We start from the raw sequence: 14,532 nt of genomic DNA on the forward strand, positions 1-14,532 counted from the left end.
GTGCCCGCAGAGGCGCCGGCAGCGGCCGTGGAGGTCCCGGCCCCGGCTGAGCGGCGCTTCGCCGCCGGGCATGACGTGCATCACGCGGTCTTCGGACCCGGCTGGGTGCAGGGCAGCGGCCTTCGCCGGGTCACGGTGCGCTTCGAGGTGCCCGGCTCGCTGCCCGGCCGGGTACGGACGTTCTGGGTGGACGACCCCGACCTGGAGCCGGCCGACCCGCTGCCGCTGGTGCCGCTCGCGCCTGCGGACACGGACCCAGCGGCGCCGGATCAGTCCTCCTGGCCGGCCAGACGGCCGAAGTCCCGCTGGGAATCGCCGTCCGACAGGGAAGCCGGCCGCTCGGACGGCTCCGGGAGGGCGAGGCCGTAGTGGTGGTAGAGCTGCAGTTCCTGCTCGGGGGAGAGATGCCGGCCGACACCGAAGTCCGGCGCGTCCTTGATCAGGGACCGGTCGAACGGCACGCGCAGCGCCTCGTCCACCAGCGTGCTGGGGCTGAGGGGTACGAAGGCGTCGTGGCTGAACAGCCCCGTACGCACGGCGGCCCACTCCGGGACGCCTGTCGCGTCGTCGAGGTAGACCTCGTCCACCGTGCCGATCTTGTGGCCGTCGCGGTCGAACGCCTTGCGGCCGATCAGGCTGCGCGGATCGATATCGCTCTCCACGGTCCCTCCAATTGGTCGCAACTGCTGGTAAAGACTACAAAAGTGCAGATCCGGCAAGGCGGCCACTCGAAAAGTTGGCCTCAAGCGCTCGCTGGTAGGCTGGCAGACGGCTGTCGACCCCGTGCGGGAGAGTCCTCCGATTGAGATCATCGGAGGCGCCGAAGGAGCAAATCCTCCCCGGAATCTCTCAGGCCCCCGTACCGCACGGACGAGGTCACTCTGGAAAGCAGGGCGGATGCCGCGAGGCAGCCGCTCTCACCGACGGTGAAAGCCGGGCCGCCGCAGGGCGGGCCGGTGAAGCTCTCAGGTCGAGATGACAGAGGGGGAGGCCGCCCGGGCACCCGCGTCTTGGTGCCCCTCGCAGGTCGTGTCGACCAGGAGGCCTCCGTAATGACCGCCAACCGCATTCCGCTCGCACAGCTGGAGCGAGGCACCCCCTTCGAACAGCGCCACATCGGTCCCGACGCCGGCGCTCAGGCGAAGATGCTCGCCCAGGTCGGTTACGGCTCGCTGGACGAGCTGACCGCCGCGGCCGTGCCCGACGTGATCAAGAGTGCGGAGGCGCTGCGGCTTCCCGACGCCCGTACCGAGGCCGAGGTCCTGGCCGAGCTGCGCAGCCTCGCCGACCGCAACCAGGTGCTCGCGCCGATGATCGGCCTCGGCTACTACGGCACCTTCACCCCGCCGGTGATCCTGCGGAACGTGATGGAGAACCCGGCCTGGTACACCGCCTACACGCCCTACCAGCCGGAGATCTCCCAGGGCCGGCTGGAGGCGCTGCTCAACTTCCAGACCGTCGTCGCCGACCTCACGGGACTGCCCACCTCCGGCGCCTCCCTGCTCGACGAGTCCACGGCCGCCGCCGAGGCGATGGCGCTGTCCCGCCGGGTCGGCAAGGTCAAGAACGGCGTCTTCCTGGTCGACGCCGACACCCTGCCGCAGACGATCGCCGTGATCCGGACCCGCGCCGAACCGACCGGCGTCGAGGTCGTCGTCGCCGACCTGACCGACGGCATCCCCGCCGAGGCCGCCGAGCGCGGTGTCTTCGGCGTCCTGCTCCAGTACCCCGGCGCCTCCGGTGCCGTACGGGACATCGCGCCCGTCGTCGAGCGGGCCCACGAACTCGGCGCCATCGTCACCGTCGCCGCCGACCTGCTCGCGCTGACGCTCCTCACCTCGCCCGGCGAGCTCGGCGCCGACATCGCCGTCGGCACCACCCAGCGCTTCGGCGTCCCCATGGGCTTCGGCGGACCGCACGCCGGCTTCATGGCCGTGCGCGAGACGTTCGCCCGCAACCTGCCGGGCCGGCTCGTCGGCGTCTCCGTCGATGCCGACGGCGACCGGGCGTACCGGCTGGCCCTCCAGACCCGCGAGCAGCACATCCGCCGCGAGAAGGCCACCAGCAACATCTGCACCGCCCAGGTGCTGCTCGCCGTGATGGCCGGCATGTACGCCGTCTACCACGGCCCGGACGGACTACGCGCCATCGCGCAGCGCACGCACCGGTTCGCCACGCTGCTCGCCGAGGGGCTGCGGGCCGGCGGCACGGAGATCGTCCACGGCACGTACTTCGACACCGTCACCGCGCGGGTCCCCGGCCGGGCGGCCGACGTGGTGGCGGCGGCGCGGGAGAACGGCGTCAACATCCGGCTCGTCGACGCCGACCACGTCTCGATCGCCTGCGACGAGACCACCGGCCGGGTGCAGCTGTCCGCCGTGTGGACCGCCTTCGGTGTGGACGCCGACATCGACGCGCTCGACGCGACGGCCGACGACGACCTGCCCGAGGCGCGGCTGCGCTCCGACGACTACCTGACGCACCCCGTCTTCCACCAGCACCGCTCCGAGACGGCGATGCTGCGCTACCTGCGCAGGCTCGCCGACCGCGACTACGCGCTGGACCGCGGCATGATCCCGCTCGGCTCGTGCACCATGAAGCTGAACGCGACCACGGAGATGGAGTCCGTCACCTGGCCCGAGTTCGGCGCGCTGCACCCCTTCGCCCCGGCCGACCAGGCGCAGGGCTATCTGACGCTCATCCGCGAGCTGGAGGAGCGGCTCGCCGAGGTCACCGGCTACGACGCGGTGTCGCTCCAGCCCAACGCCGGCTCGCAGGGCGAGTTCGCCGGGCTGCTCGCCGTACGCGCGTACCACCGCGCCAACGGCCAGGAAGGGCGCACCGTCTGCCTGATCCCGTCCTCGGCGCACGGCACGAACGCGGCGAGCGCGGTCATGGCCGGTATGAAGGTCGTCGTCGTGAAGACCAGCGACGACGGGGACGTGGACGTCGCCGACCTGCACGCGAAGATCGAGCAGTACGGCGACCAGCTCGCCGTACTGATGGTCACCTACCCGTCCACGCACGGCGTCTTCGAGGAGCACATCACCGACATCTGCGCCGCCGTGCACGACGCGGGCGGCCAGGTCTACGTGGACGGCGCCAACCTCAACGCGCTGGTGGGGCTCGCCAAGCCCGGCAAGTTCGGCTCGGACGTGTCCCATCTGAACCTGCACAAGACGTTCTGTATCCCGCACGGCGGCGGCGGCCCCGGCGTCGGCCCCGTCGGCGTACGGGCCCACCTCGCGCCGTACCTGCCCAACCACCCCCTCCAGCCGGCCGCCGGACCGGAGACAGGTGTGGGACCGATCTCAGCCGCCCCCTGGGGCTCGGCGGGCATCCTGCCGATCTCCTGGGCGTACGTGCGGCTGATGGGCGGCGAAGGGCTCAAGCGGGCCACCCAGGTCGCGGTGCTGGCGGCCAACTACATCGCCAAGCGGCTGGAGCCGCACTACCCGGTCCTGTACACGGGCCCCAACGGGCTGGTCGCCCACGAGTGCATCGTGGATCTGCGGCCCCTGACGAAGGCGACGGGCGTCAGCGTCGACGACATCGCCAAGCGCCTCATCGACTACGGCTTCCACGCGCCGACGATGTCCTTCCCCGTGGCCGGCACACTGATGATCGAGCCGACCGAGAGCGAGGACCTGGCCGAGCTGGACCGGTTCTGCGAGACGATGATCGCGATCCGCGCCGAGATCGAGAAGGTCGCATCGGGCGGTTGGCCCGCCGACGACAACCCGCTGCGGGGTGCTCCGCACACGGCGGCGGCCCTGGGCGGCGAGTGGGACCACGCGTACAGCCGCGACGAGGCGGTCTTCCCCGCCGGGGTCTCGGCGGCCGACAAGTACTGGCCGCCGGTGCGCCGGATAGACGGCGCCTTCGGTGACCGCAACCTGGTCTGCTCCTGCCCGCCGCTGGACGCGTACGACCACTGAGGTGGTCGCCGACAGCGGAGAGTGACGAGGCGCGGACATGCGTCGGGGCCGGTACGGAGGAAGATCTCCGGCCGGCCCCAGTCATACCGACGGCATCAGGCTGCCGTCACCACCTGCTCGGAGCGGAGCGGCCGGTGGGGAGCGATGATCTTGCCGTCCGGCAGCAGTTCACCGGTGTCCTCGAAGAGCAGGATGCCGTTGCACAGCAGACTCCAGCCCTGCTCGGGGTGGCTCGCCATCAGTCGGGCGGCCTCCCGGTCGGCTGAGTCGGCTGTCGGGCAGGCTGGTTGATGCTGGCACATGGGTAGGTTCTTTCGCTGCGTCGTAGTGACTGTCCTGCGGCTCGATGCGCTCACGGCCGCCCCCGTATCTGTTGTCGGTCCCAGTGTTGCCCCACGGACGCCGATCCGCAGGTATTTCACGGCAGCACTTTGTGTTGAGTAATGACGTCGCTCCGTGCCGGGCGGTTCAGCTCAACTCGGCCATCCTCCGGGACCGTTCGTCACGGCATGCGGCGCGCCCCGTGGCCGGAGGGCAACGGGGCGCGGGGACGGCGGTCGCGACGCAGGTCAGGCGGGGGTCCGGACGAGTGAGGCCGGCTTCGGCGCGAGCCGCAGACCGATCATGGGCAGCAGCTCGGAGACGCGGTGCGGGAGGTGCGAGGCGATACCGGGCGGCGCGGGCGCCAGCGGCACCAGCAGGTCGGCGGGGGCGGGCGAGCCCTCCGACGCGTCCGCGTCCGTGTCCTCGTGCAGCCACAGCGTGAGCATGTACAGCTCGGGTACGGAGAGCAGCCGTGGCTGATACGAGGCACTCAGTGTCTCGGCCTGGCGCAGCGCGCGCTCGGTCGAGGGGACGTAGGGGCCTTCGAAGAACCGCGAGAAGGCCCAGCCGTCGGGGGTGAGCATCGTGTCCGCCGCGGCCACGGCGCGCTCGGCGCTGCGGATCAGGAACCGCCAGCCGGTCAACCGGGTCCTCGGGGTGCTGCCGGCCGGGGAGACCCGGTCCAGCACATGAACGGGCAGGGGGAACTCGGCGCTCAGCTGTCCCTGGACGGACTGCAGAGCGGGCGTGCGTGCTTCACGGACGGCGGTAGGTGAACCGAGGGCCGCGAGAACGCTGCGCAGGGCGGGCGCGGGAGCCGGGGGGACATGCAGCGGCATGGTGGGTTGCCTCTCACTCAGGAGACAGGGTGAAACGTGGGCATACGGGGGCGTTGCGTGCGGGTGCGGACGTCGCTGTCGGCAGACGAGGTCAGAGGAGGAGCCAAGGGCCACGTGGCCGGGCGCCGACTCTCCGCCTCGTTCGGCAGTTTATACGACGCGTGTTCACGCGGTGTTTCTTCTAGCTGTCGTAGATATTGCGGCAAGGCGTTATTCGGTCCAACTTGTGCGGAGTTCTCGCAGATAAATCGTGAACGCGGCCGTCTGGCCTGGGCCGATACCGGCTGTGCGGTCGGCCGAAACTCGTTGGCGATTCCGTGCCCGACCGGGCGGTACCCGCAGAAGGGCCGGTGTCTTGTCAGTCACATACCAATGGGCATGCCAAAGGAATGTGCCGTACGACCGTTCTCACCACTCTACCTGGCGTACCCGGTGAACGGGACGTTACGGATCACCGTCCGGGGGCATTATCGACCGTGACATGAGTACGGGCCGACCGGCCGGTCACTCGGGGAGGACACTCGATGGGTGAGAAGGTCGTTGCGGACGGTGGTGGCCTGTCCGACCGCCAGAAGTACCGGCGGAAGTCGCAGCAGTGCCTCGCGGCGCTGGGACGGCTGCTGGCCGAGGAGCGGTTCGACCGGCCCAGGAATCTGATGGGCCTGGAGATCGAACTGAATCTGGCCGGATCCGACGGGATGCCCCGCATGATGAATGCGGAGGTGCTGAAGCGCATCGCGAGCGAGGATTTCCAGACCGAACTGGGAATGTTCAACCTGGAAGTAAATATCGCTCCGCATCGTCTGGACGGGCGGGTTCTGGATCAGCTCGCCGAGGAACTGCGGGCCGGCCTTGGATATGCCCACCGCAAAGCCAACGAGGTCGACGCCGGCATCGTGATGATCGGAATTCTGCCGACGCTGGCGGGTAAGGACGTCGTCTCGGCGAATCTGTCGGACGTCGACCGCTACACCTTGTTGAACGAACAGATGGTCGCCGCCAGGGGCGAGGATTTCACCCTCGACATCGACGGCGTGGAGCGGCTCGTCTGCACGTCGGCGTCGATTGCGCCGGAGGCCGCCTGCACCTCCGTACAACTGCATCTGCAAGTGACGCAGGAGCGTTTCGCCGACGTCTGGAACGCCGCGCAGTGCGTCGCGGCCGTACAGGTCGCCCTCGGCGCCAACTCGCCGTTCCTGTTCGGCAAGGAGCTGTGGCGGGAGTCCAGGCCGCCGCTGTTCCAGCAGGCGACCGACGTCAGGCCGCCCGAGCTGACCGCGCAGGGCGTCCGGCCGAGGACCTGGTTCGGGGAGCGCTGGATCGATTCCGCTTACGACCTGTTCGAGGAGAATCTGCGCTATTACCCGGCGCTGCTGCCGATCTGTTCGGAGGAGGATCCGCTGCGGGTGCTCGACGAGGGCGGCATCCCCGACCTCCAGGAGCTGGCCCTGCACAACGGCACCGTCTACCGGTGGAACCGGCCGGTGTACGAGGTCGCCGACGGCGTGCCGCACCTGCGGGTCGAGAACCGCGTCCTGCCGGCCGGGCCCACGGTCGCCGACGTCATCGCCAACACGGCCTTCTACTACGGCCTGGTGCGGGCGCTGGCGGAGGACGAGCGGCCGGTGTGGGAGCAGCTGCCCTTCTCGGTGGCGGCCGAGAACTTTGACACCGCGTGCCGCCACGGCATCGAGGCGGAGCTGGCCTGGCCGCGTCCCGGGCGCGCGTCGGGCATCACCTCGGTACCCGTGGCGAAGCTGGTACGGGACGAGCTGCTGCCGCTGGCGGCGGCCGGGCTCGACGCGTGGAACATCGAGCCCGCCGACCGGGACCTCTACCTCGGGATCATCGACGAGCGCTGCAAGCGGCGGATGAACGGCGCCTCATGGCAGGTGGACACCTTCCACCGGGCCCTGGACGCCGGGCTGGAGCGGGACGCGGCGTTCGCCGCGCTCACCCGCCGCTACAGCGAGCTGATGCACCAGGGGGACCCGGTGCACACCTGGCCGGTCGGCTTCCCCGGCCAGTCGTGAGCTGAGTGCCGGTCCTGACCCGACTGTCAGGACCGGCTGTCACGACTGGCCGTCAGGACTGGCCGACCGTCATGACCGCCTTCAGGATCACCGCCTGGATGTCGGCCGGATCGCTCACCTCGTAGCCGGCGCCGCCGGTTGCCTTGGCGATCTGGTCGACCTCGGTGCGGTCGGCGTCGGGCCCCACCGCGATCCCGATCATCGGCACCGGGCGCCGGGGGTCGGCGAGCGTCCTGAGCCGGTTGATCAGGGCGCCGCGGGAAATGCTGTGGTCGTCCTGGTTGGTGCCGTCCGTGAGGACGACGAGCGCGTTGAACTTGCCGCTCACATAGGTCGACTGGGCCTTCTGGTAGGCGGCCAGCGTCGTGTCGTACAGCCCCGTCGAGCCGTCCGGCACCGGCTTGAGTGAAGCGAAGGCGGCGGCCAGCCGCTCGCGGTGGGTGCCGCCGCCCGGCGCCGACTCACCGAGCCGGGCCGTCGGCTCAAGCTCGCGGTAGTCCTTGGCACCGTCGAGCTTGGTGGCGAACTCCCACAGCCCGACCTCGTCCTGCGGCGTGAACTGGGCGAGGGCCTGGAGCAGCGACCCCTTGGTGACATCCATCCTGGACTGACCCTTGCGGCCGGGCACCGGATCCGCCATCGACCCGGAGGCGTCCACGACCACCGTCAGCCGGGCGCTCTGCACGGTGATGGTCCACAGACCGAGTGTCTGCTGCACCGCGTCGTCCGTGGGCGGGGGCGCGTCGCTCGACGCGTACGGCTGCGGGGCCCGGCCGCCGGCCGTGCGCACCATGGCCGCCTTCAGCGGGGTGTCGGCGGCCCGGAAGCCGTGGTCCTGGAGGGTGTGCAGCGCGGCGCTCTGACTGAGCAGGGTCATGAAGCGCAGCGCCGCCCTGCCCTGGTCCGTGGTCAGCTCGCTGTCGTCGACCAGGTTGAACGGGTAGTCCAGCGCCGGGGTGGCGTCCGTCGGATAGAAGAGGTCGAGATTCGACGCGCCGTCGCCGTCGGAGTTGTGGGCGAACGCCGCCTGCTCGGACAGCAGCACCGCCTCGTTACGGCGCGGATTGCCCGTCTCGGTACCGGAGTCGTCCTGCGCGAGGGTCTGCAGCACCTGGGTGTCGGAGTCGGAGGCGCGCTGCGCGAGGAGCTTGGCCGTGGCGGCGACCTGGGTGTCGCTGCCCGCGCCGGAAGCCTGGGCCGACGTGGCGATGCTGGCGAGCGCGAGGAGGCCGGTGGCGCTGCGGGCCGGGTCGGCGGTGCCGAGACGTACCTTGTCGGTGGCGGTCGTCGCCGCCGTCAGCTCGGCCCAGCTGTACTTCTTGTTGGGCCAGCCCAGCGAGGCCGCGGCCGTGGGGACGGCGCCGACCGTGACGGGGGAGCTGGCCACATTGCCGGCGGGGGTGAGCGGGACGCCGTTGCCCTTGCCCCGGGCCCGGTCCGTCCAGAGCGACGAGTCGGGCACCCAGATCTGGTAGTCGGGGTCGGTGGTTCCGTCGGAGAGGGAGGCCGCGACCTTGAAGCTCTCCCGCGCGGCGACCTGGACGTCGAGACAGTGTCCGTCCGTGGTGACCTTGTCCCGCCGGGCCCGGTCGGCGATGGTACGCAGCACGGGCGCGATGTCGGGAGAGGCCACCAGATCCACCCGTACCGGATCACCTGCGCAGGGCCCCGAACGGGAGAGCAGTCCCGCCTGGGCCGCCACCCCGGCGCCCGCGGCCACCACCAGGACGAGGATGGTGGTGACCACCACACCTCGGCGGCGCGGCGGACGGTCCCTGGCAGCGTTCCTCACAGGCTCGTCGGGCAAGCTGTGACGTCCCATAGCGGTGGTGCCCCTCCGTGAAGGGTGAACAAGGGAGAAGGGGGACCTCGCCGTCGAACGGCGTCCGTCCCCCGGCCTGTCGTGCGCGATCTTCGTACCTGTATTCGAGACCCTAGTGGCACGGCGAGTGGCATGAGGCGGGAATGAACAACTGGAGGCAGGAGTGCAGACAGACGCCGGGAGCGTGGCCGGTTCTTTTCCCGAGGAGGACCCCTCACGGAAGATCTTCCGGTCCGAGACGGTGCTCGTACTGGCGCTCTCGCTCGGTGCGAGCGGTGTATCGGCGCTGATCAGTTTTGTCGGCTCGGTGACGAACAGCCAGGCGCTGAAACACCAGCAGGCCACGCTCAACGCGTCGGCCGCACCCGGGCGGCCCTGGCTGGATCTCGCCTGGCAGTTGTTCGGTATCGCCACGGCGCTGGTGCCCGTCGCGCTTGTCGCGCATCTGCTGCTGCGGGAGGGCAGCAGCCTGCGCGCCATCGGCTTCGACCGGCTGCGGCCGCGGTCGGACCTCGGCCGCGGGGTGCTGATCGCCGCCGGGATCGGCAGCATCGGGCTCGCGTTCTACCTGGTGGTGCAGAACCTGGGCTTCAACCTGACCGTCGTACCGGAGTCACTGCCGGACGTGTGGTGGAAGTTCCCCGTGCTGATCCTCTCCGCCGTGCAGAACGCCGTCCTGGAGGAGGTCATCGTCGTCGGGTATCTGCTGCGCAGGCTCGGCCAGCTCGGCTGGTCGCCGATGGCGGCCCTGGTGGCGAGTTCGGTGCTGCGCGGCTCGTACCACCTGTACCAGGGCGTCGGGGGCTTCCTCGGCAACATGGCGATGGGCGTGGTCTTCGTCTATCTGTACCGGCGCTGGGGGCGGGTGGGACCGCTGGTCGCGGCCCACTCGCTGCTCGACATCGGGGCGTTCGTCGGCTTCGCGCTGCTGGCGGGCAAGGTCGGCTGGCTGCCGACGGGTTAGCGGCCGGGCGGGGAGCTGAACAGTTCTCCTTCGATGACCGTCACGGCGCTGCCGGTGAGCAGGGTCCGCTCGCCGCGCAGTGCCGTACGGACGAGTCCGGTGCGGGCGGACGCCTGCAGTCCGGTCAGTTCGTCGCGGCCGAACCGGGCCGACCAGAAGGGGGCGAGCGCCGTGTGCGCGCTGCCCGTCACGGGATCCTCGTCGATCCCCACACCGGGGAAGAAACAGCGCGAGACGAAGTCGTAGCCGCGGCCCGGATCCTCGGCCGCCGCTGTGGCGATGATGCCGCGCCGGCTCTGCCGCATCAGGTCGGGGGAGTGCGGGGCGAGCGCGCGTACCGTCCGCTCGTCCGCCACCTCGACCAGCAGGTCCCCGATGTGCTCCGAGGTGTCGTGCACCGAGACCGGATCGGCGCCCAGGGCCTCCGCGAGCCCGTCGGGAGCGGCCACCGCCGTCAGCGGTGAGGTCGGGAAGTCGAGTGTGATCGTGCCGTCGTCGTGCGCGGCGGCGCCGAGGACTCCGGGCCGGGCGGCGAACCGTACGGCGCCGTTCGTGCGGCCCGTGGTGTGCAGGACATGCGCGGTGGCGAGCGTGGCATGGCCGCACATGTCCACCTCGGTGCTGGGGGTGAACCAGCGCAGCGCCCAGTCGGCGGGTCCGCCGGGCGGCAGCGGGTGGGCGAATGCCGTCTCCGAGAGATGCACCTCGGTCGCGACCTGCTGCAGCCAGCTGTCCGCGGGGAAGCCGTCGGAGTCCAGCAGGAGCACCCCTGCGGGGTTGCCCGCGAAGGGCCGGTCGGTGAAGGCGTCGACGATTCGAATCTGCATCCGCCGAGCGTAGGCGGCGCGCGAAGCCGCAGGCCAAGGCCAATACGCGGGTGGCGGCCCGGAAAAGTTCCGGCAGCTGTTTGCCAAGCGATGCGTTCCGATATATCGTTGAGCCATCGCGACAGATTCGCGATAAGTCTAAGAAGAGAGGAGCGCAGTCATGCGTTCACACGGACATGAGCACGGACCCGAAGCGGGTCACTGCGGACCCGGCCAGCACGGCAGGGGCGGCTTCGAAGGGCGGCGCGGGGCCTTCGGCCCGTTCGGCCCGCCCTTCGGCGGACCTTTCGGAGGCGGCGGACGCGGTCGTGGCGGCGGTGGCAGGGGACGGGCGCGACGCGGTGACGTACGCGCCTCGATCCTGGCGCTGCTGAAGGACCGGCCGATGCACGGCTACGAGATGATCCAGGAGATCGGCGAGCGCAGCGGCGGGGCCTGGCGCCCCAGCCCCGGCTCGGTGTATCCGACGCTCCAGCTGCTGGAGGACGAGGGTCACATCACCAGTCAGAGCGAGGGCGGCAAGAAGCTGTTCACGCTGACCGAATCGGGGCGTACGGAGGCCGAGTCCGGCCCCGAGGCCCCCTGGGAAGAGGCGGGCCGTGGAGTCGACTGGGAGTCGATCAACGAGATCCGCCAGGCGGGCTTCGGCCTGATGGAGGCGTTCGGGCAGGTCTGGAAGACCGGCACGCCCGAGCAGCGCCAGAAGGCGCTCGCCGTCACCAACGAAGCACGGAAGAAGCTCTATCTGATCCTCGCCGGCGACGACGAGTGATCGTCGGCCGTCGTCATGGCTGAGATGAGTGAGTGCGAAGGGCCTGTCCGGCCTTGATCCGCCGGACAGGCCCTTCTCTTTGTCAGGTGCGGTCGGCCGTCCGCAGCCGCCAGAACACCGCCGAGTCGAACCAGTCGGACGCCCGTGGGTGCGGGCCCTCGTCATGACAGAGGAAAGCCGCCCAGAACACATCGCCCCGCAGCGCCTCCGCCGGTGCGTACACGCGGTAGACGTACTGCAGCCCGTCCTCGGCGAGCAGGGCCACCATCCAGTACATCGGGCGCCCTCCCTGCGGCAACGGGTCTCGGTCGTCGTACGTTGCGACGCGTGCGCGCTCCGTGACGGTTGCGGATGGCAAGGCGGCTCGCCTCCCCTCCGGGAGGAGTGGGTCGATCTCCTTCGTAAGGAGGAGAAGCCGCATGTCTGTGCCCACCTTCGGTGGGACCGGCGAATGCTTCCCGGCGGGGATGCGGCAATTATGTGCGACTGATGAGGTGGGAGTGTGCAAAGCCCTACCCCGCAGGTGCCAGGACAGCCCGCACCGAACAGCTCCGACATCGACGCCCGTCTCACCGTGGAACTGGCCTCGGTGGTCTCGGGTGCGCGCAGACGGGCGCACCGCGACGGGGACCAGCAGATCGACACGGCCCATCTGCTGCACTCGCTCGTCGAGTCGGACCCCGAGGTGCGCGAGGCCTTCGACAGCGGAGCGCAGGTCGCCCGCGTGCTGGGCTATCTCGTCCAGCGCAGCATCGGCTACGGACTGCGCTGGCAGGGCACCGTCGAGGACTCGGGCGCCGTACCCGTCGTGACGGAGCAGGGCCCTGCGGTGGCCGGCTGGTCGCCCGCCGCCCTGACCGCGATGGACGGCGCCCTGGAGCGCGCGGCGCGGCGCGGTGACCCGCAGGCGGGCGGGCTGGATCTGCTGGCCGCGCTCGCAGCCGACCGTGCCTGCCGCGCGGTCGAGGTGCTCGAACGGGCCGGGGTCGACACGCGGAGCCTCGCCTGGCGGCTGGCCTGTGCCTGCCCGCAGGCATGACAGGCGCGTTCACGCCGCACGCGGCGTGATCGCTGCGACAGGTGCCACCGGTGTGACGCTCCTGACGCCGACTGCCATGATGACGCCATGCATGTGTCTCAGCGCAGGAGCGCCGGTATTGGACTCGCCCTGGTGTCGGCGTTCGCGTTCGGCGGGTCCGGTGTTGCGGCCAAGCCGCTGATCGAGGCGGGGCTCGACCCGCTGCACGTGGTCTGGCTCAGGGTCGCCGGAGCCGCCCTCGTCATGCTGCCGGTGGCCTGGCGCCATCGCGCCCTGGTCACCCGCAGGCCGGCGCTGCTCGTCGGCTTCGGGCTGCTGGGCGTCGCGGGGGTGCAGGCCTTCTACTTCGCGGCGATCTCCCGTATCCCCGTCGGGGTCGCGCTGCTCGTCGAATACCTCGCTCCGGCCCTGGTGCTGCTCTGGGTGCGCTTCGTGCAGCGCAGGCCGGTCAGCCGGGCGGCGGCCGTCGGTGTGGTGCTCGCCGTCGGCGGACTCGCCAGTGTGGTCGAGATCTGGAGCGGGCTGAGCTTCGACGCGGTCGGTCTGCTGCTGGCCCTCGGCGCCGCGTGCTGCCAGGTCGGCTACTTCGTCCTGTCGGACCATGCCGGGGACGGCGACGAACCGGCGCCCCCGATGGGCGTGATCGCGTACGGGCTGCTCGTCGGCGCTGTCGTGCTCACGGTCGTGGCCCGGCCGTGGGGCATGGACTGGTCGCTGCTCGGCGGCAGCGCCGACATGGGCGGGACGCGGGTCGCCGGGGCGCTGCTGGTCGGCTGGATCGTACTGATCGCGACCGTGCTCGCGTACATGACCGGCGTGGTCTCGGTGCGCAGGCTGTCGCCGCAGGTGGCCGGTGTCGTCGCCTGTCTGGAGGCGGTCGTCGCGACCGTACTGGCCTGGGTGCTGCTGCGGGAGCATCTTTCGGCGCCGCAGATCGTGGGCGGGGCCGTCGTGCTCGTCGGCGCCTTCGTCGCCCAGTCCACCACCCGCGAGCCGCCCACGGGTTCGACGCCGGGCGGCCCCGGCGAGGTGGTCGATGAGCCGGCGGGCGAGACCGAGTGGTTGTCCGCCGCCGGGCCGACCGCCTAGCGCCGCGATCGGCGATGTTTGCCCGTGGAGGGCCGGGGACCGCGACAGGGCAAAGCTTGCCGGGAGAGGCGCTAGGGTACGGATCATGCCTTTGACCGTATTGCCGCCTCCCGCCGCTTAGCGCGGGCGGCCATCCGCTGACGAAGACCGGACCGGGCACCGCCGATGTGCGGGTACCCCGGGTGGTTCGTCGCTGCCCGCGTGACGGAGCTGAGCGACCAACCAACCGTTCTTCTCACGGAGTTGTCACGTGTCGAAGTCTTCTTCCGTTTCTGTTCCCGATTCCGGCCCCGCCGCTGTCGCCGTGTCCGACGACACGCGCGTGGGGCGCAGTCTGTCCTTCCTGATCGTCGCGGGTCTCGCCTGGGGCACGGCCGGCGCCGCGGGGTCCCTGGTCTACCGGATCAGTGACATGGGTCCTTTCGCGCTCTCCTTCTGGCGCTGCACGGGCGGACTCGTCCTGCTGCTGGGCGCGTTGGCGCTGCGCCCGCGCCGGGCCGGGGCACGGGCCAACGCGACTGCTGCCGAACCGCGCGGGCGCAGGCTGCTGCGCATCCTCGGCAGCGGCTGCTGCTTCACCGTCTTCCAGACCGCCTACTTCGGCGCCGTCCAGCTGACCGGGCTGGCCGTCGGTACCGTCGTCACCCTCGGCGCCGGGCCGGTGTTCATCGCGGTCGGCGCCCGGCTGACCATGGGGGAGCGGCTGGGCGGCGGCGGGCTGCTCGCCGTGACCGGGGCGCTCGGCGGACTCGGCGTGCTGGTCCTGGGCGGCAGCGGCAGCGGCGACGTACACCCGGCGGGGATCGCGCTCGCCGTGCTGTCGGCGGCCGGGTACGCGGCGATGACGCTGCTCACCCGCTGGCTCGGCCGTGGCGGCGGGGCGGC

At 70.8% G+C, this 14,532-nt stretch carries 13 protein-coding genes, 1 pseudogene and 1 riboswitch; of the genes and pseudogenes, 8 read left to right on the top strand and 6 right to left on the bottom strand.

Annotation, left to right across the window (positions count from 1 at the left end):
• Positions 1 to 369 (top strand): annotated as a pseudogene (locus tag HY68_RS45415) (DNA polymerase IV); the annotation flags it as partial.
• Here HY68_RS45415 and HY68_RS23130 read toward each other — a convergent pair.
• Positions 270 to 674 (bottom strand): PRC-barrel domain-containing protein, encoded by a 405-nt coding sequence (locus HY68_RS23130; protein ID WP_078863977.1) that lies wholly within the window; start codon positions 672 to 674, stop codon positions 270 to 272. The pseudogene HY68_RS45415 and the gene HY68_RS23130 sit on opposite strands and share 100 nt — an antisense overlap.
• A gap of 102 nt (positions 675 to 776) precedes the next feature.
• Positions 777 to 875, top strand: a riboswitch (glycine riboswitch).
• Between the two features lie 177 nt (positions 876 to 1,052).
• Here HY68_RS23130 and gcvP point away from each other — a divergent pair.
• Positions 1,053 to 3,938 carry an aminomethyl-transferring glycine dehydrogenase gene (gene gcvP, locus HY68_RS23135; RefSeq protein WP_041991819.1) on the top strand — a complete coding sequence of 962 codons (2,886 nt, stop codon included), beginning with the start codon at positions 1,053 to 1,055 and terminating at the stop codon, positions 3,936 to 3,938.
• A gap of 95 nt (positions 3,939 to 4,033) precedes the next feature.
• Here gcvP and HY68_RS23140 read toward each other — a convergent pair whose 3' ends face one another.
• Complete coding sequence (locus tag HY68_RS23140; RefSeq protein WP_041991821.1) at positions 4,034 to 4,240, bottom strand: DUF5999 family protein; 207 nt, start codon at positions 4,238 to 4,240, stop codon at positions 4,034 to 4,036.
• 267 nt (positions 4,241 to 4,507) lie between these two features.
• Positions 4,508 to 5,101, bottom strand: a complete 594-nt coding sequence (locus tag HY68_RS23145; RefSeq protein WP_041991822.1) for a hypothetical protein — start codon at positions 5,099 to 5,101, stop codon at positions 4,508 to 4,510.
• Between the two features lie 524 nt (positions 5,102 to 5,625).
• Here HY68_RS23145 and HY68_RS23150 point away from each other — a divergent pair.
• Entirely contained in the window at positions 5,626 to 7,134 is a 1,509-nt protein-coding gene (locus HY68_RS23150; RefSeq protein ID WP_041991824.1) for a glutamate-cysteine ligase family protein, read from the top strand.
• A gap of 52 nt (positions 7,135 to 7,186) precedes the next feature.
• On the opposite strand, the gene HY68_RS23155 is transcribed toward HY68_RS23150, so the two are convergent.
• Positions 7,187 to 8,956 carry a substrate-binding and VWA domain-containing protein gene (locus HY68_RS23155; protein WP_078863732.1) on the bottom strand — a complete coding sequence of 590 codons (1,770 nt, stop codon included), beginning with the start codon at positions 8,954 to 8,956 and terminating at the stop codon, positions 7,187 to 7,189.
• Between the two features lie 163 nt (positions 8,957 to 9,119).
• On the opposite strand from HY68_RS23155, the gene HY68_RS23160 reads away from it, so the two are divergent.
• Positions 9,120 to 9,920: a type II CAAX endopeptidase family protein gene (locus tag HY68_RS23160; RefSeq protein ID WP_041991828.1), complete on the top strand. Its 801-nt coding sequence runs from the start codon at positions 9,120 to 9,122 to the stop codon at positions 9,918 to 9,920.
• On the opposite strand, the gene HY68_RS23165 is transcribed toward HY68_RS23160, so the two are convergent.
• Positions 9,917 to 10,747, bottom strand: a complete 831-nt coding sequence (locus tag HY68_RS23165) for a PhzF family phenazine biosynthesis protein (protein ID WP_041991830.1) — start codon at positions 10,745 to 10,747, stop codon at positions 9,917 to 9,919. The two genes, HY68_RS23160 and HY68_RS23165, sit on opposite strands and share 4 nt — an antisense overlap.
• Before the next feature lie 160 nt (positions 10,748 to 10,907).
• Between HY68_RS23165 and HY68_RS23170 the strand changes: the two genes are divergently transcribed.
• Positions 10,908 to 11,519, top strand: coding sequence for a PadR family transcriptional regulator (locus HY68_RS23170; protein WP_041991832.1), 612 nt, complete (start codon positions 10,908 to 10,910; stop codon positions 11,517 to 11,519).
• An 82-nt stretch (positions 11,520 to 11,601) separates the two neighbouring features.
• On the opposite strand, the gene HY68_RS23175 is transcribed toward HY68_RS23170, so the two are convergent.
• A complete protein-coding gene (locus tag HY68_RS23175; protein WP_041991834.1) occupies positions 11,602 to 11,796 on the bottom strand; it encodes a hypothetical protein in 195 nt (64 codons plus the stop codon).
• A gap of 225 nt (positions 11,797 to 12,021) precedes the next feature.
• On the opposite strand from HY68_RS23175, the gene HY68_RS23180 reads away from it, so the two are divergent.
• The 3 genes from HY68_RS23180 to HY68_RS23190 all read left to right on the top strand — a co-directional run.
• The gene (locus HY68_RS23180) at positions 12,022 to 12,558 is read left to right on the top strand and encodes a Clp protease N-terminal domain-containing protein (RefSeq protein ID WP_198533322.1); all 537 of its coding nucleotides are present in this window, start codon (positions 12,022 to 12,024) and stop codon (positions 12,556 to 12,558) included.
• Positions 12,559 to 12,645: 87 nt separating this feature from the next.
• Positions 12,646 to 13,647: an EamA family transporter gene (locus HY68_RS23185; RefSeq protein ID WP_041991838.1), complete on the top strand. Its 1,002-nt coding sequence runs from the start codon at positions 12,646 to 12,648 to the stop codon at positions 13,645 to 13,647.
• 304 nt (positions 13,648 to 13,951) lie between these two features.
• On the top strand, positions 13,952 to 14,532 hold a 581-nt coding region (locus HY68_RS23190), incomplete at its 3' end, for an EamA family transporter (RefSeq protein WP_157874451.1).

It is taken from the genome of Streptomyces sp. AcH 505 (assembly GCF_000818175.1).
In the GTDB taxonomy this organism is placed as follows: Bacteria; Actinomycetota; Actinomycetes; order Streptomycetales; family Streptomycetaceae; genus Streptomyces.